This is a genomic window from Thermococcus sp. MAR1 (assembly GCF_012027305.1).
GTDB lineage: Archaea > Methanobacteriota_B > Thermococci > Thermococcales > Thermococcaceae > Thermococcus.
The window spans coordinates 1-22,112 of record NZ_SNUF01000001.1 but is presented as its reverse complement, the minus strand read 5'-3'; the positions used below and the strand labels follow the sequence as shown (position 1 = coordinate 22,112).

Annotated in this window: 25 protein-coding genes and 1 tRNA gene; 20 read left to right on the top strand and 6 right to left on the bottom strand. The window is 51.3% G+C overall.

What is annotated here, in order from left to right; translation table 11 throughout:
- Positions 1–166 precede the first annotated feature (166 nt).
- Positions 167–1,399 (bottom strand): hypothetical protein, encoded by a 1,233-nt coding sequence (locus E3E25_RS00130; RefSeq protein ID WP_167891353.1) that lies wholly within the window; start codon positions 1,397–1,399, stop codon positions 167–169.
- Positions 1,400–1,464: 65 nt separating this feature from the next.
- On the opposite strand from E3E25_RS00130, the gene E3E25_RS00125 reads away from it, so the two are divergent.
- Positions 1,465–2,358: an MvaI/BcnI family restriction endonuclease gene (locus E3E25_RS00125; protein WP_167891352.1), complete on the top strand. Its 894-nt coding sequence runs from the start codon at positions 1,465–1,467 to the stop codon at positions 2,356–2,358.
- A 12-nt stretch (positions 2,359–2,370) separates the two neighbouring features.
- A complete protein-coding gene (locus E3E25_RS00120) occupies positions 2,371–3,540 on the top strand; it encodes a hypothetical protein (protein WP_167891351.1) in 1,170 nt (389 codons plus the stop codon).
- Here the strand turns inward: E3E25_RS00120 and E3E25_RS00115 are convergent.
- Positions 3,527–4,852, bottom strand: a complete 1,326-nt coding sequence (locus E3E25_RS00115) for a DNA methyltransferase (protein ID WP_167891350.1) — start codon at positions 4,850–4,852, stop codon at positions 3,527–3,529. The genes E3E25_RS00120 and E3E25_RS00115 overlap by 14 nt on opposite strands.
- Before the next feature lie 5 nt (positions 4,853–4,857).
- Positions 4,858–5,202, bottom strand: coding sequence for a hypothetical protein (locus E3E25_RS00110; RefSeq protein WP_167891349.1), 345 nt, complete (start codon positions 5,200–5,202; stop codon positions 4,858–4,860).
- A gap of 91 nt (positions 5,203–5,293) precedes the next feature.
- Here E3E25_RS00110 and E3E25_RS00105 point away from each other — a divergent pair, with 91 nt between their 5' ends.
- The 15 genes from E3E25_RS00105 (at position 5,294) to E3E25_RS00035 (ending at position 16,479) form a co-directional block, all read left to right on the top strand.
- On the top strand, positions 5,294–5,887 hold the full coding sequence (locus E3E25_RS00105; RefSeq protein WP_167891348.1) for a hypothetical protein: 594 nt from the start codon (positions 5,294–5,296) through the stop codon (positions 5,885–5,887).
- 164 nt (positions 5,888–6,051) lie between these two features.
- On the top strand, positions 6,052–6,843 hold the full coding sequence (locus E3E25_RS00100; RefSeq protein WP_167891347.1) for a hypothetical protein: 792 nt from the start codon (positions 6,052–6,054) through the stop codon (positions 6,841–6,843).
- A gap of 46 nt (positions 6,844–6,889) precedes the next feature.
- Positions 6,890–7,177 (top strand): hypothetical protein, encoded by a 288-nt coding sequence (locus E3E25_RS00095; protein ID WP_167891346.1) that lies wholly within the window; start codon positions 6,890–6,892, stop codon positions 7,175–7,177.
- Positions 7,178–7,209: 32 nt separating this feature from the next.
- Entirely contained in the window at positions 7,210–7,815 is a 606-nt protein-coding gene (locus E3E25_RS00090; protein ID WP_167891345.1) for a hypothetical protein, read from the top strand.
- A gap of 6 nt (positions 7,816–7,821) precedes the next feature.
- Positions 7,822–8,175: a hypothetical protein gene (locus E3E25_RS00085; protein WP_167891344.1), complete on the top strand. Its 354-nt coding sequence runs from the start codon at positions 7,822–7,824 to the stop codon at positions 8,173–8,175.
- Between the two features lie 33 nt (positions 8,176–8,208).
- On the top strand, positions 8,209–8,391 hold the full coding sequence (locus E3E25_RS00080; RefSeq protein ID WP_167891343.1) for a hypothetical protein: 183 nt from the start codon (positions 8,209–8,211) through the stop codon (positions 8,389–8,391).
- Positions 8,392–8,439: 48 nt separating this feature from the next.
- On the top strand, positions 8,440–10,161 hold the full coding sequence (locus tag E3E25_RS00075; RefSeq protein WP_167891342.1) for an ATP-binding protein: 1,722 nt from the start codon (positions 8,440–8,442) through the stop codon (positions 10,159–10,161).
- A gap of 224 nt (positions 10,162–10,385) precedes the next feature.
- Positions 10,386–11,336 carry a hypothetical protein gene (locus tag E3E25_RS00070; protein WP_167891341.1) on the top strand — a complete coding sequence of 317 codons (951 nt, stop codon included), beginning with the start codon at positions 10,386–10,388 and terminating at the stop codon, positions 11,334–11,336.
- 105 nt (positions 11,337–11,441) lie between these two features.
- A complete protein-coding gene (locus E3E25_RS00065) occupies positions 11,442–12,020 on the top strand; it encodes a hypothetical protein (RefSeq protein WP_167891340.1) in 579 nt (192 codons plus the stop codon).
- Between the two features lie 48 nt (positions 12,021–12,068).
- The gene (locus E3E25_RS00060; RefSeq protein ID WP_167891339.1) at positions 12,069–12,653 is read left to right on the top strand and encodes a hypothetical protein; all 585 of its coding nucleotides are present in this window, start codon (positions 12,069–12,071) and stop codon (positions 12,651–12,653) included.
- A 32-nt stretch (positions 12,654–12,685) separates the two neighbouring features.
- Positions 12,686–13,654: a hypothetical protein gene (locus E3E25_RS00055; protein ID WP_167891338.1), complete on the top strand. Its 969-nt coding sequence runs from the start codon at positions 12,686–12,688 to the stop codon at positions 13,652–13,654.
- 93 nt (positions 13,655–13,747) lie between these two features.
- A complete protein-coding gene (locus E3E25_RS00050) occupies positions 13,748–14,752 on the top strand; it encodes a hypothetical protein (protein WP_167891337.1) in 1,005 nt (334 codons plus the stop codon).
- On the top strand, positions 14,752–15,075 hold the full coding sequence (locus E3E25_RS00045; RefSeq protein WP_167891336.1) for a hypothetical protein: 324 nt from the start codon (positions 14,752–14,754) through the stop codon (positions 15,073–15,075). Before E3E25_RS00050 ends, E3E25_RS00045 begins: the two co-directional genes overlap by 1 nt.
- 72 nt (positions 15,076–15,147) lie before the next feature.
- Positions 15,148–15,744: a hypothetical protein gene (locus tag E3E25_RS00040; protein ID WP_167891335.1), complete on the top strand. Its 597-nt coding sequence runs from the start codon at positions 15,148–15,150 to the stop codon at positions 15,742–15,744.
- A gap of 270 nt (positions 15,745–16,014) precedes the next feature.
- Positions 16,015–16,479, top strand: coding sequence for a hypothetical protein (locus E3E25_RS00035; RefSeq protein ID WP_167891334.1), 465 nt, complete (start codon positions 16,015–16,017; stop codon positions 16,477–16,479).
- A 20-nt stretch (positions 16,480–16,499) separates the two neighbouring features.
- On the opposite strand, the gene gltA is transcribed toward E3E25_RS00035, so the two are convergent.
- Both gltA and E3E25_RS00025 read right to left on the bottom strand, forming a co-directional pair.
- Positions 16,500–17,939 carry an NADPH-dependent glutamate synthase gene (gene gltA / locus E3E25_RS00030; protein WP_167891333.1) on the bottom strand — a complete coding sequence of 480 codons (1,440 nt, stop codon included), beginning with the start codon at positions 17,937–17,939 and terminating at the stop codon, positions 16,500–16,502.
- Positions 17,940–18,782, bottom strand: coding sequence for a sulfide/dihydroorotate dehydrogenase-like FAD/NAD-binding protein (locus E3E25_RS00025; RefSeq protein WP_167891332.1), 843 nt, complete (start codon positions 18,780–18,782; stop codon positions 17,940–17,942).
- A gap of 204 nt (positions 18,783–18,986) precedes the next feature.
- Between E3E25_RS00025 and E3E25_RS00020 the strand changes: the two genes are divergently transcribed.
- Positions 18,987–19,772 carry a 4-phosphopantoate--beta-alanine ligase gene (locus E3E25_RS00020; protein WP_167891331.1) on the top strand — a complete coding sequence of 262 codons (786 nt, stop codon included), beginning with the start codon at positions 18,987–18,989 and terminating at the stop codon, positions 19,770–19,772.
- Between the two features lie 2 nt (positions 19,773–19,774).
- Here the strand turns inward: E3E25_RS00020 and E3E25_RS00015 are convergent, their stop codons facing one another.
- Positions 19,775–20,506, bottom strand: coding sequence for a helix-turn-helix domain-containing protein (locus tag E3E25_RS00015; protein ID WP_167891330.1), 732 nt, complete (start codon positions 20,504–20,506; stop codon positions 19,775–19,777).
- A gap of 111 nt (positions 20,507–20,617) precedes the next feature.
- On the opposite strand from E3E25_RS00015, the gene dph5 reads away from it, so the two are divergent.
- Both dph5 and E3E25_RS00005 read left to right on the top strand, forming a co-directional pair.
- Entirely contained in the window at positions 20,618–21,412 is a 795-nt protein-coding gene (dph5, locus tag E3E25_RS00010; protein ID WP_167892530.1) for a diphthine synthase, read from the top strand.
- Positions 21,413–21,455: 43 nt separating this feature from the next.
- Positions 21,456–21,533, top strand: a tRNA-Val gene (locus tag E3E25_RS00005).
- Positions 21,534–22,112 lie beyond the last annotated feature (579 nt).

Here is a 22,112-nt window from a genome sequence, read left to right as displayed (position 1 = left end):
AGTAATATGGGACAAAATAATATATAAACCTTTTGTCCTCTTCAGGACAATTATGGTAGAAAGGGTTTTGTCCCACAGAGAGGCGGGCTCGGGTTGATAGAACAACTGCAGTGGGACAAAGTGGTTGTGATTTTGTCGCGCTACAAATCGAGGGTTTTGTCCGATTTCAGCCGTCCATCTCATCCGATATTTTCCGCACCACCTCGCCTACGATGCTTCCTTTGAAGTACACTTCGGAGACCCGAATGAAATGGTTGTACTTCATATCTAACTTTGGCCCCCGCATCACCACCCAGAACCGCGACCGCTCCTCAACCACCCTCTCAAGAACTATGTGGATTATCGAAAGTCGCCCAGTGTTGTTATCTATAACAACATAGGTGTTTCTCAGTGTTCCGACGGCTGTAGGCGCCGCGCTCTGAAACATATAATCGATATTTGAGACCATCTCTCCGTGGTCGCTGATAACCTTCTCTGGATTGAGTATGGGTCTGACTTCGTAATCGTGAGTAATAACCTTCAAGAATTCCAAGGCCTCGTTCTCGACAGGCCTCGTTTTATTGAGGCTGGTTCCGGATTTGTACCGAAGCAGGTACTCTGATGTTTTTGGCTCAATCTCTGTGAGCTCCTGAAACATAAAAACGAACAGGAAATGCGGCCCAAGGAGGTAATAAATACCAAATCCCACCCAGCTGGCATAGAATTTCAGCCTGTCCTTGCGGTATTTCTTCCGAATCGCCTTTTCGAAGAGTGTTATGTCGATGCTGAGGAGCGAGATTAACACCGTGGCCGCAAGATAACCAACAACTCCCGCCTCGAGGTTTGCCGTCGTTGGTTTGAGATATTCGAGCGCCTCAACCCACCAGATCAAGAGCAGTTTATAGAAAAGGAAGTACAGAACAACAGCTGGGAATAGGAGCCGCTCGAACTCCCTGAGAGCATCCAAAACCCACACCGAGAGGGGGATTTTTATGAAGAGTTTGGAGAGTTCTTCTCCTATCTCCCTGACTGCCTCGTCCATATCGGTTGTTGGTTTCTTCATCAAGTTGACGACCATCTTTTTGAGGGCCTTGAAAATCGCTTCCCTCTTCTCTTTCATCCGCCCCCTACTTCTTCGTTTCAGCCCGATGCGGAAAAGTAGGTAAGTGCCCACGAAAATGGCCAACCCGAAGATCTTGAGTACTGCAGTCCCCTGGGGAAGCAACAAAACAACCAGCAAGATCAACGAATAGTAGAAGAATACAGCCTGTGCGGTTTTGATAGCCGTGGTTAGTTTTCGCCTGTCCCCTGCGACAATCCCGGTGAGTCCCAAAATCTCCTCCAAGACCACCCCGTTTTCCACCCCCAATTGTTTTACCTGTGGTGGGTTTATAGTAGTATCTGTTACCAGTGAACCCACCTTACAATTCGGGCCCGTCAACTTTATGAGTCCAAGCAACCATATCTCCGAACCGGGTGTCTATGATGGTGGGGGAAATGACCGAAATAAAATCTCTGGCGGAGTTGAAACAGCGCCTCTTGGAGATAAAAGAGATGGGGTGGATCCCATCGAAAAGGCGGCACGATACTGGTATCGGAAAAACTTTCGAAGATCTACTTGGAATAAAGGAGAACAACATACAGCTTCCCGATATTGGGGGAATCGAAGTTAAGAGTTCCCGCAGTTACACTTCAAGTCTGGTGACCCTCATAACTTTCGAACCACCAAGAGAGTATAGAAATGTCGGCTGGACACTTGAGTGTCTTGTGAATAATTTCGAAAAGACTGGAGATGAAAACGGTGGCCCCGTTTTTCATATCACAGTCTATGCACACAAATATACTTCCAATACACAGCAGTTTAAACTTGACATCCGGGAGATTGATGGAAAAAAAGTGGTGTGTGTCGTAACAAAGAAGAAGTTCAACCCTGCAAACCCAAAACTTCCAAATGATGTCGTCGTTTGCTATCCGGTAGAAGAGATTCTAAATCGGATCGCGAGAAAATTGAGCGGATGTCTGCTCGTTATTGAGGCAGAAACCCGAAGGAGAGAAGGTAGTGAAGAGTTTAGGCTGAAAAGTGCAAAACTGTACTCGGGTTTTAGCGCCGAGAGATTCATAGAACTCGTGAAAGAAGGAAAAATCGTTCTTGATATTCGTTTCGGCCGTTATCCTGATGGTCGTCCGCACAACCACGGGACAGCTTGGAGAATCCGAAAGAGGGACATACTCGAACTTTATGCTCGGGAGATCGACTTGTTGGGAGAAAAAATCCCCGAAGACATCGACTGTGAGAAACCGATTATCCTAGAAAAGGATCGTCACCGTGGGGGGACGAAGAAAATAACGGATTATATCCCGTTGCTGTTGTTGTTATGAGGGGGAGGCCCAATGGGGGAATATAACAAAAGGATTACAGAGAATGTCCCTCCTACACACCGGCTGATAGAGCGCGCAATATCAGAACTTGGGTATGATATCGACACCCTGCTAAACTCGGAAGGGATATCGAGCGCTATAGCCGACATTATACTGAAGTCGCGCGATCTCTATCTAAATCACCGTGACGAGATACTGAAGGAATATAGAGACCGTGTCAGACAGGAATGTAACGAGGAATTTGGTGAAAATACCAAAGAATCCGATGATTGTTTTTCAGAGAAGATACAAAAATTTACAGAGTCGTTTTTCCAAAGCAAATTCTCGAGAGGAGGCGATGCCTTTGAAATTGTACTGTCAGTGTTCCTTGATAAAGCGGATATCCCCTATGTCAGAAAGAGTTTCATCCCAATATATCCCTTGACCGTGAGTAAAGGGAAAGATAAGACAATACGACGAAGAGCTGGGGAAAATATTGATTTCATTGTCCCACTAAAAAGAAACATCCCTGCAAGGGTCGAATTAGAGAAGTATGTAACAGGGAATTTTCCACTCTCACCTTCCGATTTTTTACTAATCTCGGCAAAACATAGAGTACGAGAGAGATGGCGCGAAGTCGTTGGGGAACTTGCTGTCCTGAAAATAAGGTATCCTGAAGAACACCTCAAAATGTGGTTCGTAACCTTGGATGAAAAGATAACTCTATATCCAATATTTGCCCTGATGGACTCGGGGGTGGAAAGGGTATATGTGAGAGACGATCGTTTCTATGTGCTCTCGGATGCTCTCGAAGAACTCGAGAAGGCCATAGGGGAAAGGATTTCCAAACTTCAGGAAAAGATGGACAAAACCAATGAAAAACTATCCAAAAAGAAACGGCAACTTGGGAAGAAGCTACCAAGTACCAAAATCCGTTCAAAATTAGAAGTCGACATCCAGAATCTCGAGAATAAGATTCGGGTGCTGATGAATGAAATAGAAGTTTACAAGGGGTATCAGGAGAAAATTCCCTACTATCGTGAAGGATTGTATAAACTTTCCCATCTGCTTGGAGATATCCAGAAATTACTGGAAGAGCGGAGTTCCAGTGAAGAACCAGACAAAAACCCTAATGATGGAAAAGAGAAAAGTCTTTTCAGATGGCTTGAAAAGATGGACGAAAAAGAAACTATATCTTCCTAAGAACTACGATATTCTCGTATGCCATCGTGCTGACTGTCTCTCCTTTTTTATTGCTCGGGGAGACCCTATGAGGCATCCGTTTGTTTGGAATTGTCCTTACAAAGGTAATCTCGTGCTTATAGCCAAAACTCCTGAACATATCGACATAAATCTCATCGGTTGGTATCCTGATGCCCTTCACCGTGCGGTTGGCGACAACGAAGACTACATATCCTCCATCGTTGAGGTAGTTGTCAAGGATTTTACTAGCCTTATAGAAGTCCACGAAATAACTCAGGACATCCCGCGCCCTCTTCTCGTCGATCTCCGCTATTTTCTGGATAACCTTATCGAGCCTCTCAGAAGGGATATCGTGCTCCAATGTCTTCGTCGGCTTTCCACCGAGCGCGATTTTGTCAATCTTCCGGACATACTCGTAGTCCAAATCCATCCACTGTAATGAAAGTCGAGAAAACTGGCCGTAGGCCACCGTCGTGCGGCTATCTCCGTAGGGTGGTGATGTGAGTACCATATCGATCTTTTTAATTTTGGCTGGTTTGAGGACATTGTGAAACATCGGTTCGGCCAAAGCCTCTTTATCTCTTGCTATCCTATAGAACTCCCCCATTTTCTGTATGTTTCTCCGCGCATATTTTATGAATGTCTGCAGGACATCGGGGTTCCAGGTGGCGAGTTTGTTTTCGGGAATGCGGTAGAGTTTATGTTCGGAGTTTCTCGTATTGCTCACATATCTAACCGTCTCGCTGAATGCCACCTTGAAAAAGTCACGAACATCCTCATCCTCGACGGCCCATATCTCCTCCTTGAGCAAGACAAGCTGTTTCGATATGTGGGGCTTGAACCAGTAATCTATGTTGTAGTAGTCCGGAATCTCCACATCGAGCTGTCCCTTGTTCAGCTTTTCGATTTTCTCTCTTGTTCCCTCGACTATGTGGTCGAACTCTTTTTTCAGAAGTCTTGGATCTATGGGTGTTGTTTTAACCTTAGCCAGAAGGACGGCCAGAGGGTTTATGTCAAAGCCGTATGAGTTGATATCGTGGATTTTGGCTTCAACGAGGACGGTACCACTCCCCATAAACGGGTCGAGGATGTATTTCGCGCCTTTACCCCAAAGTTCGATAGCCTTTCGCGCAACCTGCGGGATCATCATTGCTGGATAGCTGTGGAGGCCGTGAGTAAGGATTTTGGTGTCGGCCGTTGTGAAGTCCCACGATTTGTCGCGGTATTTGTTCTCACCAAGCTTTTCCAGCTCTTTGATCTTCTTCACGGGTTTTGTACTTGCCCCGATGAATTCGTCGAGCTTTCTCTCCAACCTTATCACCTCTTTTCCGCATACTGCTCTACCGTCGAGCTGACTCTCTCGACGACTTCGCTCCACTCCATCTTGCCATAGAGTGCCCATTTTATAAAGTCGTCAGTATGCATCTTGAGCACTTTGAGAAACAATTGCCATTTTATACCCATTTCCTTTAGTTCAGCCTTCCAGTTGTCCCAGAAGTATTTTGGAAGTTTATTGAAAGTCCATACAGCGAGAGCATCGCTATCTATGTTGTTGTCTCCTCCGAGGTCAGCCCTGACTTTTCTGATGAACTCCTTTATCTCCTCCGGTTCCTCGAGATTTCTCAACCCCATATCCCAGTACCCCCATATATACCTACCCACATATATCCACTTGAGATATATAAAATTTCTCGTCGCCGCCACAACCCACGAGTCTTAAACCCCTTTGTCCACTATTACTATTGGTGAAAGTATGGACGACCGCAAAGTGTTCGAAGTGCTCGAAAACATCGTTAGCCCCCGCGAAGCCCGCACTGTCCTCGAAAAGGTCGCCCCCCTCTTTGTGAGCGCCGAGAAGCCCGCCGCGACCGTCATTATCTCTGCCCGCAGGGAAGAGGTCGTGAAGGAGATAGAAAAACTCTTCGACGAGGTTACCGCCCTCCTGCAAGCCTATGAAGCCGGCTTCTTCGACGAGGAAGACATCAAGATCGAGGTGCTCGAAGGCTTCTTCCGCCTCAGAGAGCTCCTTACCGAGCTGGAGATTGTTGAAGCCGTCGCCGAGGTGGAGAAAATCCACATCATATCCCTGTTCGACCCCTTCCTCACCGCTCTGGGCAGGCTGGCCTGGGACGATCTCGTTGACGACCACAAAGCCCTCGTTGAGGAGCTCAGGCAAAAAAACGGCCTCACAGCCGAAAAGCTCCCCTTCCCCCTCCCCGACCTCGAAGAAAAAGAACCAGAAGAAAAAATAGGGTTCGACTCCGATGACCCCCGGGTTCGTGAGGTTGAAGCTCTTCTGAGCCGTATCCTTGCAGATGAGGCTTTTGGCGACTATGAAACCGGCTGAGCGCCCCGGTCAGGCTTCTTTCTATTTTGTCCGATTTTGGTTGTGATAGTGTAACACAATATAACTTTCTGTGGTGACATAATTGGGAATTGCCCGGATTTCTGGGTGCCGATTGTAACAGTCAGTTTAAGGGATTTTTGTTATATGATTATGTTGGTGAAACGATGAAGCCGGTTGGTAAAAAACACATCGATTTTGAAGCGATACTCGGGCACGAGGCGCTCATCGGCAGTGTTGATGTTTGTGATGTGAAGCTCATAACACTATCAGTTGATATGTGCCTGTTAAAAGAAGAACCTCGGAATTATGAAATATCGCCGAGGTGCCTCTTTAAAAACTACTTCGCACAAGTGTATGATGTTGAAAAAGACAGAGATGTTGTCGTTGAAAAGAACTGGAAAGAGAACAGGGAACTCTGGCTCATTAGGGTCTTCGAAGTCACGAAATCAGGGATTGAAGAGGTCGAACCTCTCAAAATTGAAGCTACATACCTGTGGGACGATGATATACATTTCACGGCGACATATGCACTCTTTAAAAACAGGAATTACATCGTGCTTGAAAGGTTTATAAACGACCTCGGTCAGGAAGCTTTTGTGCTCTACAGGCTCATCCCTCGCGATGAACACGATTCAAAAGACACATTCCTCGAGGGTAAATTCGTTGAAAAAGATAAGTTCGAAGTCGATCATATTGTTGCGAGGGCAGATGTTGCAGATGACCAGAGAGGCAACCTTGTTGACATATATGGCCAAGCACCACAAGAATGGGAAAGTGTAGCGAAAACTATGGATAGGTTCGAGGCACTCGTGAAGCGCTTCATCGAAGTGCAGTTGAATGAACTCTATGATGATAAAGATGTGAAAGAAGAGGACAGGGTGCTCGACGATGAGGGGTTGATAAATGCGCTTGTCCTCGCATACCTCGTGCATTTAAGCCTTGAGAAAAGACTTTGAACCCTTAAACACTTTTCTACTTATTTTTAATTGGAGGTGGAGTGTTATGAACAGGGATATTGTCATTCCCTTCCTGATCGCCCTCCTCGCCTTGGCGGCGAGCTCTACCGCCTTGAAATTGTCCCCTGGGTTCATAAGACAGCTCGCCCTCGCTTTCACGACCTCCGTTGCCCTCACAAGCATTTACACCGTAGTGGCTAACTTCAAAGTGCGGAAGTTCGTTTTCTATGACTATGAACCCCGAGTCGTTGTCCATTGGCCGAGAAAGGCAACGAAAAGGGAGCTGGAGTTCTACCGCCGACTGGGCATCCTCGCAGATGAACTCGAGTCTTAAAGACTTTTCTATACTTGTTGTATGGTGATAATGTGATAAGTGCGCAGTCCAAAACTGCCCAAGCGGTTTTAGACCTCTTCTGCGACCTCACGAAGGCCGACTGGCTCCGCAGAGCGGAGAAAGTGATACTGAGGCACGATTGGAACTTTGGAGTGGAGAGGGCTTATATTAACACTTTTGCGGCGCTCTACGAGGCGGTTCGTTACGACGAGGAGAAAGACGGCCTCCTTCAGGAGTTCGCCCACCGCCTCGGGAAAACCTCGTCGATACTCAACGGTCGGGATATCGGCCTCTTTTTCTACAACAACGACTTTCGGCCGCTCCACTCGGTTGATACTGCCCTCAAGGAGAAGTATGCCCTACTGACGAACCCGGTGAAGCTGATTTTCTTCGAAGACAATGAAGAGAACACCTATGCCATCACCCGCATCTGCCCTGTGGCGCCCGCTCGTGTTTTTAGGGTTCCCGAGCCGTCGGTTCTCCTCAAAAACCTGCAGGGAGCCCGGGTTTTCTGCGAAGATGGCCACCAGCTTGTTATAAGCCCGACCGACGAGCGCTGGAGGGAGGAAGTCGTCATAAAGGGGTTCCAGGTTTATCACACCTGCGGAGCGGTGATCCCACGGGTTACGGTCATCTGAGGGGTGGTGAAAATGGCCGCGAGGCGGAAAAAGAAGAAAAATGTCCGCGCACCCGTGTCTGTTCGGAAGACGAGGGGGCGGAAGAAGAAGCGGAACGAATACAAGGCGATTATTGAGATCGACCCCCTCGACCTTCTCGAGGAATATTCGAAGCAGACGGCCAGCTACGGGCCGTACAGGCCGCTTGGGCGCACCGGCCGGGGTATCGTCAAGTTCTTCTTTGTTCTCGCCCTCGTCGCCCCCATCTCCGCCCTGTTGTGGCTCCCGTGGCCGCAGAGGGTTTTGCCGGAGTTCATTATCCTGTACTCGCTCCTCCTCGCGATAATTCTCCCTGTGCTCCCGAACCTGCTGAGGTCTTAAGCCACTTTTTCTTATTTTTCCACGGTGGTGACATTGGAGCTTGGCGATGAAGTCGTTGACAATCTCATCGGAGTGATCGCCATCGTTTCCGGGGTTGTCCTTGTCCTTTGGAAGCCGGCGATCCTGGGCTTTTTGGCGCTCGTTATGCTGGGCGCCTTGGCCTACCACGAAGCAAGCCCGAGAGAACGGTGGTTGTTACGACGACTGTCGCCCTAAAAAGCCTGAGGCTTAAGGTCTTTCTTCTATATACAGTGTGGTGAAACTATGAGAACCGGCTGGTTAATAGCCGCGGTCATCTTCGCGCTTTTCCTCACAGCGCCCATCGGGCTCTTCGTCGCGGGCTATGCCCTTTCGGGCGACTTCATTTCAGAAACCGCCACCGCCGCGGTCGTCGTCTTCCTCGTCGTTGCGGCGATGAACTTCTACCTCTTCAAGAAGGCCGCTGAGCCGGCGCCATTGAAAGTCGAGAGCCGGATGGTCGTCGTTCCCCGCGGCGCCCTCACCGCGAGTGACCTCGCCCGCCTCCGTGAGGAGAGCGCCCCCGGAAGGCTCAGAAGCCCACCAGCGGCCACAAGTGCAGGACAGGCCGCCCCCATCTCCGAGGGCATCGTCGTGGCCGGAGACCGTCCGGTCAGGATAGAGAAGCACGAGGAAATGGTCATTATGCCTCACGAAGACATATACGAGCAGGCAGGAAAAAACGGTTTCGATGCCGAGCTTATGAGGATAAAGCAGATTATCAAGTACATTCTCAAGCCCGAGGAGCTGAGAGAGAAGCTCGGAGAACTGAGTAATGCAATTTTCCTCGGCATCGGGCACACGATTGACGGCTCGGCGGTCGCTCTGCCCTTTAAGAGCTTCGGGAACAACCACTCGGGCATTTTTGGAAAGTCTGGTTCGGGTAAGTCTTACGGCGCCTCCGTCGCCCTTGAAGAGCTTATCCGCCGGGGCATCCCCGTTGTGGTGTTCGATGTCAGCGGTGAGTGGTTCGCCCTCAAAAAGCTCGAAGACCTCGCCCGCAAGAGCGGGAAGAACCTAAAAGTGCAGTCCATCACGATAAAGAGCCTCGCCGAGGAGTTCGGGACGGACAGAGCTTTCCAGGTGCCGCTTTCCGAAATGACGACTGACGACTTCATAACTTTGACAACAGTGATGAGCTCGAGCGGGAAAGATGCCATCGGACAGAAGCAGGAATACTTGCTCACAAAGCTCTTCGACTACATAAAGCACCACGAGGACATAAAAACCTTCACCGACCTCGTGAGGTGGGCCGAAGAGAAGAGCGCCGAGGAGGTTCTTGCAGAAATTGGGGTCAGCGACATCAAGGAATACAAAAAGAGCTGGACTGGGGTCTTCACTCGCATCTACAACCTCGCAAGGAACCCCATTACGAGGGATTTTGCTGGAGATGAGCGGGTCAGGGTCGAGGAGATTGATAAACCCTACACTGTAACTATTGTCCGCCTACCCTCGGCGGGTGCGGGACAAAGGGTAGAAACCACTGTAGCGCTCTTAATGGTTCATAAGCTCCTCAAAGAACTTTACCGCTACAGAATGAGCATTTACCAGCAGAACCCAGACTACCTCTGCCTCCCCATCGTGCTCTTCATAGACGAGGCGCACAACTACTTCAACACCGCCGAGCTGAAGAGCCTCATCGGCCGCTTCGGGGACACCTTCGTGGCGACGGCTGTGAAGATGATCAAGGAAGTCAGGAAGTTCAACATCGCAATGCTGATAGCGAGCCAGAGCCCCGATGATATTGACAACAGGATACTCGAGCAGTTGAACACCGTCTTCATCGGCCTCCTTTCCGAGAACAAAGCCCGCCAGCTGAAGAACTACTACAGATTTAACGAGAGGCTGGTCGATTACATCGTTAATATGAGGAGCGAGCAGTTTCACGAGTTCTTTATGCTCTCAAGCTATATCTCGAGAGATAAGCCTATCCTGATGAGGTTCCGCAGGTCATTCGTGAAGACCTGACCCACTTTACTTTTTTTTTCAAGAATGTTGTACCATAGTCAGTGTCGTGGGATTCGGGGACTCTATCTATTGTGAGTGGGTAAACGGCTGACCCGACGATTCCACCCCAAGAGTCAGAAACTCACGGAACTGGCCGGGGCACAGTCTTTTGTTGTATGTAAACCCTCCGGAGAAGTGACGAGGCTTAAAGGGTTTTGGTTATTATATATTGTGGTGAAACCACAATGCAGAGGCTGATTATAGGACTGCTCCTGGTGGGTATTGCTGTGCTGGCTGTCGTGTTCTACAAAGACCGGGCACTCGGTGTCCTCGGTATGTTCGGGGACAAAACGACGAGAGAAGTCGCCAAACAGCAGGAGGGTTATGATTACTACTACTTCGCTCCACTCCCGCCGTCTGGGACAGAGATACCTGTTTACAACGAGAACGGCACCTATGTTGCCTACATCGAGTTCAAGAGCCCAATGAACCTCGATTTGAATGCGACCGCACCGGTGAGCGCCACTTTCCCCATACGAAGCGCCAAGGTCGCCGATAAGAGCTATGACAATACAACAAAAATATACATCTATAAAGTGCGCATCGAGCTAAACGAGGTCGAAGACGGCTTCATTGGGAACAGATACTTGCACCTCGTCCTAAGCAAGGAGCAGAGCACCGCCGATGGGGAAGGGGGCGACATCGATAGGAGCTGGCTGAACGACCCGTTAATGCTACAGTATTATACAGCATATTTTAGCACAACCGAATTTGACACAACGACGGACAGCGGGCTTGAAATTTTCGTAGATGACCCATCTGCGACGGCATCGGGTGTATCTTCGATTAACTGGGTAGGTGTGAACAATGAGACTTTAAATATCGACGAAAGGCGCACATATGCCGAGCCGTTCGAGCTTGAGCTTCAAGTTGACCCATCGCAACTCTACTCACTTGAATTCGTGAACCCCAGTCTCGCGCCAATGACTTCTGAAAACAATAGTATATTCATACTCGTGCAGGTTTATGCGACATATAGCGACGATAATACCACAGCGCCAATGTATATTGAATTCGTACCAGCCGCAAGTTCTACATCGGGTTACAACAGAGTTAGCATTTCCCCCGCAGAAAGCTGGGATTCTCGGCCGGTACACATCAAAGTCAACTTCATATCCCTCGTTCCGAACAACTGACCTTTTTCTCTTTCTTGCAGAGTTTTTTTATATAAATAAAAAACCCCGGCCGGAAGCGATTCGAGCCTTAAACACTTTTCTTCACCATAGATTCTGGTGAAAACAATGAACTGGAAGTATATCATCGTGATCGTGGCCGCCACACTTGCGGTCGGTTTTGGCCTGTTCGTCCGCGAGAAGGGTGTTGTTCCCGGCGCAACACCGCCCGTGCCCGGATCTCCTGCAAACACCCCCGAGGAAGACTTCATAGGCATCTGGAGCCGCGCAGAGGCGATAGAAAAGCACACAGTCGTCTCCTACAACCTCTCCGTCTACGATGCCCTTCAGGTTGACATCTACTGCAAAGACAAGTGTGAGCTCAAAAACCCCTTCGGGATGAAGATTCGCCTCTACGATCCCGCCAGTGCGGGCTATCTATACATCGAGGCGGACAAAATCGCCATCTGGACTGGTGCGGCCACCACGAGCGGTATCGGGGTCAGAAGGCCGCAGTGGGGCAGCCCTGAGTGGAACCAGCTGATGAACAGCTACCAGTACTACAAAAAAAGGGGAGAACTGCTTATTTTCCTCGGTGGGGCGAAGTGGTCGGGCAGATACCTCGGAGAGAACCACATCGTACTCTTTGCGAAGCCCGATGGGTATCACGATGTGGTGAATATTGCATTTGTCCCAGTCGAAAGCTGAGCCGCGAGGCTTAAACCACTTGTTCTATTCTTTTTCTATGGTGATAATGTGGAGAAACCTGCCTCAAAGACGAAACTCGCCGTCGCGGCACCCATAGTTCTGCTCGCCCTCGTCGTCGCAGTCCACTACATCGTAAATCTTCCGCCTCGTGGTGCTTCCCCCGATTTCAAGGCAATATGGCGCTACGGTGAGAAAATCGACGGTGAGGAGAAGATTATGTACAAGGTCGTAAAATACCGTCCGGCTGAAGTACATTTCTACTGCTACCCGGAGTGCCACCTCTACCCGGGTGATAAACCAATTCCGGAGCCGTTTTTCAGTCAGGAGCCGTTTTTCTTCCCGCGGTTCACGATTGAGGCGAAGAAAATCGTCGTGTGGTCGGGTATCGTAACCGAGGGGCAGTCGCTCGACATCAGAAAGCCCCGCATCGAACACCGCGACCCCTTCACCGACTTTGTTTACCGGATTGACGGCTCTCTGCTAGTCGATTTGGGCACCTCGGTTGACTGGAAGCTCCGCTTCGTTAGAAAAGATCACCTCGTGGCGGTCGCAATCGTCCGGGGGCGGGCGCCGATGGGACTTGCTGTTGTTGGGCTCACCCCCACAACCGCACCGATGAATACCGAGTCTTAAAGCGCTTCTTCTATTTTCTTATTGGTGAAAGCTTGAAGGCGACGAAGAAGCTCATATTCTCAGCTGTGTTGTTCACTCTCCTCGTTGCGACCGCCACCGCGATCGTACATAGCGAGGGTGATACAACAGCAGTCACCGCATCGAAAGTCCTCGACCCGACCGCCCCCGAGAACGATGTCGCCCTAGGGTTTAGGCTTACGGATACAGAAGCGCTAAAACTCACGATCAGTAGCGCAGATAAGTACATAAAGCCTCCAGTTGGCCAAATTGAAAAAATCCCTGGAGCGGCCTTGGTTGTCCACCCGAGCGCCGAGAAACCGCTGATTCTGGGTTCGGGCGCCCCCGGCGCCATCACCATCGAGAAGGGCACTAAACTGCTCTCCAATTTCACGATTAGAGTTCCCTTCGAGCTCACGATCAACAATTGTGATGTCTCGTTTCCAGATGCAGGGGATGGCATCTACCTCTACAACTGCCGCGGTGGAGAGGCTATTCTTCAGATAAAGAAGAAACCGCCCCACACTAAGGAATTGGAGCTCGTAAAGCCCGATGTTATTGTGGACGGGAGCAGGGCGGTCTTTCCGGGCTTTGAGGTCGTGGAAATCGCCTCGATGAGGACAATCAACCTCCCGGCTCCTCGCCTCGTTAGAATTACAGTATCCGTAGCGAACAACACAATGATCTGGGACTGGTATGTTGTGGACAAGTATAACGACACCCACTACCTCCGCGACGGAGATAGGGTCATCTTGGCGGCTTACAAAAACGATTCAACCTATGCATACTTCCCCGAGGCGAACACGACCGTCACCATCGAGGTCTGGGGAGAAACGGATCACAAGCCGCACAAAGTCGAGGACTTCACCGTATCGAGGCCATTTTACCTCGCATTCCCCAGAGATGTGCCGGTTTTTGCAGAAAGGGACGGATACACGGCCACCTTCTATCTCCAGCCCCACCATACCGCCATTTACCAGCTCGCGGTCGTTGAGGTGGATTGAGGTCGGAGGCAGCCGTCCCCCCTCTTCTTTCATTTCTGCACCACGGTGCACACCTTTAAGCACTTTTTGTCATTTACTTAACTGGGTAGTAAAATGTCCCGCATCACCATCTCCGCTCCCCCCGTCTCGCGGGCCGTTTCCGAGGCGCACCATCTCGTTGTGAGGGCTTTTGCCTCGTTCGTCCTCGACCTGAAAGAGCGGCTCGATGCCCTTTCCGCCGAGGAATATGCCCGTATCGAGGCGGAAGCTGTTAAAGATGACCTCTCAGATGAGCATAAAGTCCCTACAAACCTCATTCCGTTTTCAACCTATGCAAGATGCGAATGGCAGGCATTTAAGAAAATGGAGGCTATCCGCCGCCTTCAGGTGGAAAACCCCCACCGATCCGGCGCCGGCCGGTGGGGCGGTCAGGAGCTCGCCCAGTTCCGCCAAAAGCGGAAGCGGGGCACGGTGTTCAACTACTTCGTCAGGCTCCACCTCGATGAATTCTTAGAGAAACACCCCGAGCTGGAGCGGATAGACTGGGAAAGGAGCTGTGTTCTCACCTTTAAGAGCAAAAACAGCCGGGTGGTCGGTTTTACCTCAACTATTGATTTTGTCCTCCTCTTCCGGGACGGGGTTGAAATTGGCTTCGAAATCAAGGATAAGGGGCGCTCGCTGGAGTTTGGGGGTAAATCGTGGATATGGGTGCACGACTATCTGACTTTGAAGTATTACACACTCTTTTTCGACGAGGTGTTCGTCCTGAATGTCCGTCCCTCCAACCGCCACTTCTCCCGCCTCGTTTTAAGCGATGAGAAGCGGGAAGCCCTCCTCCAGAAGCTCGCCGATGTGGTGGAGCGGTTCGACGAGGAGAGCTATCTGAAGCCCGCTCTCCACTATTGCGATTACTGTGACCTCGGGCGGGCGAGGAAGTGCCCAATTAAGGCTTTGAGAGACCGCTACGGCACGAAGAAGCTCAGTGAGGTTGTGAAGGCCGGGAAGCTCATCTTCGAGTTCGTCCACCACCTCGAGGAGCAACCGGAGCTCGTGGAGAGGCTTGTGGAGGTTGAAGCCGTCGAGGAGGTCGCCCTTGAGGAAATCGCACTCGGGGGGTGATGCCGATGAAAAGGGAAGCCTTCGTGGGCTTTCTTCTACTCTTGTGCGCCCGTTATGGGTCAGATTGGGCTTCTGCCTCGGTGGAACACCCAACAGCCCGAGTGAACTTTGTTTTCGACCACGAGGGGCGAATAGCGGCGCTTCAGCTTCTCTTTGAGGGTGTTGAGCCCGGGGCGGCGACCGTCGTGCGGCTATTGAATTCTGAGGGGGCTGTGCTTTTTGAGACGACAGTTGTCGTGGAAAACACTGTTGTTGTAACAGAGCTCCCTGAGCAAATACCCACAACCGAGCTCGATAAGGTCACTGTTGTTGTAGCGACATAAAATACAGTATCCATACCATAAAAAACTGCATTTTCAAAAAGATTTATATGTGTTTTTAGCGAGGATTCCTCGGTGGTTGTTGTGGCAAAGAAAAAAGGTGTTGTTACATTAACCCCAGAATCGTATATTCTACTCGAAGAGTTCAAGAAAAAACTCAAAATGGCACTAGGGGAGAGTTACAGCTATTCTGACATTGTTGCGACTGCGGTGAAAGTCCTTGGGAATTATATCTTCTTCTTGGGGGACGAACAGGTTATAAAGATGATGAAAAATGCAAAACAGTTCAGATTGAAGGTGAACCGGGGCGAGATTGATATTGAAGACCCACGGGAGCGGGCAAAGATGCTGTTCGATGTTCTCGGGGCTGAAAACATCGAGAAAAGGTTTGATGAGAGGGATAACCTCGTGAGAGAGATGCTAAAAGCCGCAGTCCTGCAAAAAATCAACGAGGGAGACTATATAACAGCACTCAACTTTTTCCTTTCCTACTTTGGAATCTTCACCGCGGAAGACATCAAAGAAATTCGCGAAAAATTCAGATCAGCTGGTGTCAAGTACGAGTCAGGGGAAAGATATAGTGATGAAGAACTTGACTCGATGATCAGCGAAGTCGAGAAAGTGTTCAAGGAAGGCAACGAAAACAACACAGGAGACCAAGATGAGATATAATTAAGGGGTGCTTCCGATGACACAATCATTGGGGGTTCTGGTCTACCCACAGGGGCTCCCATTTTACCAACCGGGAATTACAGAAGGTTTAAGAACTGCGACCACAAAAACACTTCCGATGATGGTGGCCACTTCCGATGATTTGAAATCCCCAACTCGGGGAGTTTTGCCCGAATAGGGCGACGAGATGACCGTCTCTGTACTGCCGATGATGAGTGTCATCCCTCCTGATGCCAAGATGATGACATTATCCCCACCTGAGGTGGTTCCATGCTTGGATTCCTCAAGAAAAAGAAGCGCGAAACCTACGGCCCGCTCGTCTACCTGAGCGAGCCCACGATACTGTACCACACCCACACCGAGAAGGCCATTCTTGAGATACTCGAGGAAAAGTTCGGCTCCAACAACTTTGTAATCCCCTCAGACTACGGCCTCAGAACAACCGACCACCTGATTCCAGAGGCGGAGATATTCGTGGCGATAGCCATAGTCGGCAAGTTCACCTCCCTGGTCGTCAGGGAGATCGAGCTGGCCAGGAAGCACGGGAAAAAAATCTACACCCTCGACGTTGCCAGGAAGGGGGACGAGATACTCTACCTCCTTGAGGAGGGAATTCCAGAGAGGATCGAGTGGCTCACTCCGGAGGAGACCCAGAATCTCTACGCGGCCTTCCGCGGCGAGGACTTCTCGGGCTTCATGAAGTTCTTCGTCGGGGATAGAAAAAGGCAGTGGTAGGGGGCGAGAAAAAGAAAGGGTCAGGCATTTGCCTTCTTCTGCTTGATGTAGGCATCTATTGCCTTCGCAGCCTTCTTTCCGTCTCCCATCGCCAGTATAACCGTTGCCTCTCCCCTTATTGCATCTCCGCCGGCGAAGACACCGGGTATGCTGGTCATGAGGTTCTCGTCGACGATCAGCGTTCCGTCCGGGTTGGCCTTAAAACCGCTGGCCTCAACCAGTATTCTGTTGGGCTCCAGACCAATCGCTATGATGACTGTATCTGCCTCGAGGGTCACGTATTCCCCGGTTCCGACTATCTTTCTCTTTCCGCGCTTGTCCCTCTCCTCGAGCGGGCGCATCTTCTCGAACTTAACCGCCTTGATCTTGCCGTTCTCATCGCCGATGAACTCAACCGGTGTGAGGAAGAACTCGAACTTAACCCCCTCCTCCTCGGCGTGATGGATTTCCTCAATCCTGGCCGTCATGTCCTCCCTCCCGCGACGGTAAGCTATCGTGACCTCGGAGCCGAGCCTGAGCGCGGAGCGTGCCGCGTCCATGGCCGTGTTCCCGGCGCCTATGACTATGGTCTTCTTCCCTATCGCTATCGGAGTGTCGTACTCGGGGAACTTGTAGGCCTTCATGAGGTTCACGCGCGTGAGGAACTCGTTGGCGCTGTATATCCTGTCGAGGAGTATTCCGGGTATGTTGAGCAGTTTTGGAGTTCCAGCCCCGGTGCCTATGAAGACCGCGTCGTACTCCTGAAGGAGCTCCTCGATGGTAACCGTCTTGCCAACTATGTAGTTGGTCTTCACCTCAACACCGAGCTTCTCGAGCTTCTCCAGCTCGGTTTTGAGGATGTCCTTGGGCAGCCTGAACTCGGGAATGCCGTACATCAGCACTCCGCCCGCCTCGTGAAGGGCCTCAAAGATGGTGACCTTGTAACCCATCTTCGCCAGCTCGAGGGCGCAGGTCAGGCCAGCTGGCCCGGCACCCACCACCGCCACGGAGCCTCCTGTTCCGGTGCAGGATTCTTTGAACTCGCAGAGGAGTTCCTCGTCTATGCCCTTCTCGCGCGCGTAGTCAGCTACAAACCTCTCGAGCTTCCCGATGTTTATCGGGTCTCCGACCTTGCCCATGACACACGGCGCTTCACACTGATCCTCCTGCGGGCAGACGCGGCCGGTAACTGCCGGCAGGGTGTTGTCGTTCCAGATAACGCGCAGGGCATTCTTTACGGCCTCGTCTGGATTGTCCGCGTTCTCGCGGAGGGCCTTCAGGAAGCCCGGTATGTTGATGTGAACCGGACAGCCCTTGATACATGGTGCGTACTCCGGAGGACACTGTATGCAGCGCTCGGCCTCTTTGACGGCCGAGGCGAAGTCGTATCCGAGGTTGACCTCGACGAAGCTCTTAACCCGCTCCTCAACGGGTCTCTCGGGCGTAGGAACGCGTTCCTTGATGAGCTTTGGCCTTGCCATTCAGACCACCCCCTTGGACTCGAGGTAGTGCTTTTTGGCAATCTCCTGCTCGCGGACGAATCTACCGTCACGCCTTATGACATCGTCCCAGTCTACCTTGTGGGCGTCAAACATCGGCCCGTCGCGGCAGGCGAACTTTATCTCCCCGTCGTAGAGTATCCTGCAGGAGCCGCACATGCCGGTTCCGTCCACCATTATCTGCCTCACCGTGACGATGGTCGGAATTCCGTACTCCCTGGTCAGCTCGGCGAGCTTCTTTAGCGAGCCCAGCTTCCCGCCGCCGAAAACTATGTCCACCTTGTCCTTCTCGATGAGCTCCCTCAGAACGTCGAGGTAGTGTCCCTTGATTCCACGAGAGCCGTCCTCAGTGGTGAGGTAGTATTCGTCGGCCACGGGCTTCGCCAAGAACTTCTCGGGGTAGGAGTGGGCCCTGTCCTCGAAGGTCTGGATGGAGATGGTGTAGTTCCCGGCCTCCTTCATTGCCCTGAGCGTGGCGTAGTTCTCGGCCTGGCCGCAGACGGCGTCGGAGACGAAGACGACGTTCCCGTAGTGCTTGACCTCAATCGGCATCCCGAGCGGTCCGGCAACCGCGTAGAGGGAGTCGCCAACGTCGAAGTTGTCCCAGAGGTCGAAGGTGGTCTTCCCGTGCCTCCTGATGAACATCCCCAGCCTTCCGGTTTCCCTGTCGGCGTAATAGACGGACATCGGAATCCTCTCGCCCTTCTTGTGTATCAGTAAAACAACAAACTGGCCCGGCTTCCATGCTCTAGCCACATGTGGCGCCTCGACCTCCATGAAGAAATCCCTAACATCCAGTTCTTCTTTCGCAGTAATTCGGTACATGGATGAAACCTCCCGTACATATGAACAGTTTTGTTCACCTTAAGTTCTGAACTTCGAGTTTATAACAGTTTTTTGAACCAAAGGTTTAGAACTCCTTTTCGCCCAAAACAAGGCCAGAGCGTCCCCCTTTAGAGCCCGATAGGGGCTTCTTCCGCTTTGGGAAGCCTTTTTAGCATGAGTGAGTAACTTCAATCGGTGATATGAATGGTGGAGATACCGAAGAGCCACCCGCGCTACTGGAGCCTGTACTACAGGGAGAAGATCATCGAGGGGATGGAGAAGGGCATGACCGCCAAGGCAGGGCTGATAGCCCACGGCCGCGGTGAGGCCTTTGACTACCTTATCGGCGAAAGAACCATAGAACCAGCCGAGAAGGCAATGAAGGCCGCAGTGGCCAAACTGCTCCTCGCGGAGCACCCAGTCATCTCGGTCAACGGGAACGTTGCAGCACTAGTCCCAAAGGAGACGATAGAGCTGGCAAAAGCGCTGAACGCCAGGCTTGAGATAAACCTGTTCTACCGCACGGAGGAGCGCGTTAGGGCAATAGCCGAGGAGCTGAGGAAGCACGATCCCGATGTGGAGCTCCTCGGAATAAACCCCACGAAGCGCATCCCCGGCCTGGAGCACGAGAGGGGAAAGGTTGACGAGGAAGGCATCTGGAAGGCCGACGTGGTGGTCGTCCCGCTGGAGGACGGCGACAGAACGGAGGCTCTCGTGAGGATGGGCAAGTTCGTGATAACCGTCGACCTCAACCCGCTTTCCCGTTCGGCGAGAATGGCTGACATAACAATAGTCGACAATATAGTCCGCGCGTATCCGAGGATGACTGAACTGGCCAGGGAGATGAAAGACTACAGCAGGGAGGAGCTCCTTGCAATACTGGAGGAATACGATAATGGGAAAACACTGAGCGATGTGCTCGCCCATATACGGGACAGGTTAACCCGACTAGCCCAGGGAGGGGTGTGGCGCAAGGAAAGATTGGATTGAGCTCATAGCTCCTTCTCCGTTTTTTCAACGAGCCTTCTGAGCCCAGTTATTAGCTCCGCCTCACTTGACGCGTGAGAGATGACTAGTGGAACTCTCTCGCGCTCGGCCAGCTTTACTGCGAGCTCGTCGAGCTTCTTGACCCCGTGAAGAACCACAACGGCCGGTTTGAGCCCCTGAACGCGAACCGCTATCATCGGGCTCCTTCCAGTTGTGACCTTGGTGAATATCAGTGCCCTCTCCGTCGTCCAGCCGTAGAGCTTGAGGAACTCCTCGCTGCTCATCTCGAGGATCGCCTTTATGCTGTCAACAACGGTGTAACCGTATATGCGCCTGTCGAGGAGGTGCATGTTGGCTACGACGTCCCCCTTCACGGCCCCGACCAGATCTCTAATGGTGAGAGGCAGAGCAAATTCCCTGATGTCGAGTATTGCGCTCGTCGGAAGCTCGCTACCGATGGTCTTGCTGAAGGCCTTGATGACGTTTCCACCGCGACGCTCGTCGATCTCCAGGAGGGCCTCAACGAACTTCCTTATGGTCGACGCACCCGGGCTCTTCCTCCTGCCCCCCTCGTAGTCGCTTATGACCGAAGAAGAGACGCCGAGGTATTCGGCGAGTTCTGTCTGGCTGATTCCGAAGATCTCGCGCCATTTGCGCATGGTTTTGCCGGGGTCGGAGGAGAGGGTTATTTCCCCCGCTATTCTCTTTGCCAGGGCTTCTTTTTCCTTTTCAAGCATGTTGGTAAAATATTCGTCAATCGTTATAAGCTTTTCGGCAATTGCCTAACAAACTTTGCTTTGCAAAGTCAACCTTAAAAACTCCCCGCCCTACGCTCCCCGGTGAGGCTCATGGCGATATACTTCATAGGACTCGGCCTTTACGACGAGAAGGACATCACGCTCAAAGGACTTGAAACCGCCAGAAAGTGCGACTTAATCTTTGCGGAATTTTACACCTCCCTCCTAGCGGGTACTACCCTGGATAAGGTGGAAGAGCTTATCGGAAAGCCAATTCGACGACTGAGCAGGGAGGAGGTCGAACTTCACTTTGAGCGCATTGTGCTGAGCGAAGCCAAGGAGAGGGACGTGGCCTTCCTCACCGCAGGCGATCCAATGGTGGCGACGACTCACTCCGACCTCAGGATACGGGCCAAGGAGCTGGGAATCGAGAGCTACGTCATTCACGCCCCGAGCATCTACTCGGCGATAGCGATAACCGGACTGCAGATATACAAGTTTGGCAAGAGCGCAACCGTTGCCTACCCCGAGAAGAACTGGTTTCCGACGAGCCACTACGACGTGATAAAGGAGAACATGGAAAGAAACCTGCACACGATGCTCTTCCTCGACATAAAGGCCGAGCAGAACCGCTACATGACGGCCAACGAGGCGATGGAAATACTGCTCCAGGTAGAGGAAATGAAGAAGGAAAACGTCTTCACCCCGGACACGCTGGTGGTGGTTCTTGCGAGGGCGGGCTCGCTGAACCCGACGCTCAGGGCAGGATACGTCAGGGACATGATCAGGGAGGACTTTGGGAGACAGCCCCACGTTATGGTCGTTCCGGGCAGGCTCCACGTAGTCGAGGCAGAGTACCTGGTGGCCTTCGCGGGGGCCCCTAAAGAGATACTCGACGAAACTTAGCGAAAGCTTTATATTTTCCCCTCCGCCCACTAATTCCGGGGACGGGCCCGTGGTCTAGCCTGGTTATGACGCCGCCCTCACACGGCGGAGGTCCGGGGTTCGAACCCCCGCGGGCCCACCAGTACAAACTTTTGCAGAGCAAAAGTTTGATCAAAAGGTCGTGATTCCTTTTGAGTGGCTAAATTTTTAGTGGGTTTTTCAGTGGTCGGATTGTACTTTGGATTCATTGTCAAAAGAGCGTTCTTTAACGGGTTCGACTTCAACTCGCGCTCCAAGGAGCGCTAAAAACTCGAACCCTTTTTAGATGCGTAGCTCAAAAGAATCTCAGTTAGAACTGCCAATTCAAGTGAAAACCTTCCTAAACAGCAATCCACGAAAGAATCACAAACTTTGATGAAACTTTGCGCAGGCAAAGTTTCAGCGCTGGCGGAAAAATGACGTGCAATTCTAAAAACGCTTGTTGATCTGATAGCGTTTCACTCCCAACAATGTCAAATGACAAGGCTTGATATTAAACCCTCATTCACCTGCGGATTTCAGAATTCATGCTTGATTTTCCCAAAGCTGGCTTGGTTGGCAAAGTTCTGGGGTGTGGGGGCGTTAGCCCCCCAGCAAGCTTTGCGCAAGCAAAGCTTGACCAAAAAGTTCCGACTGCCCAAGAGGGGCTTGAAGATGTTGCATGCATTGTTAAGCGGGAGGT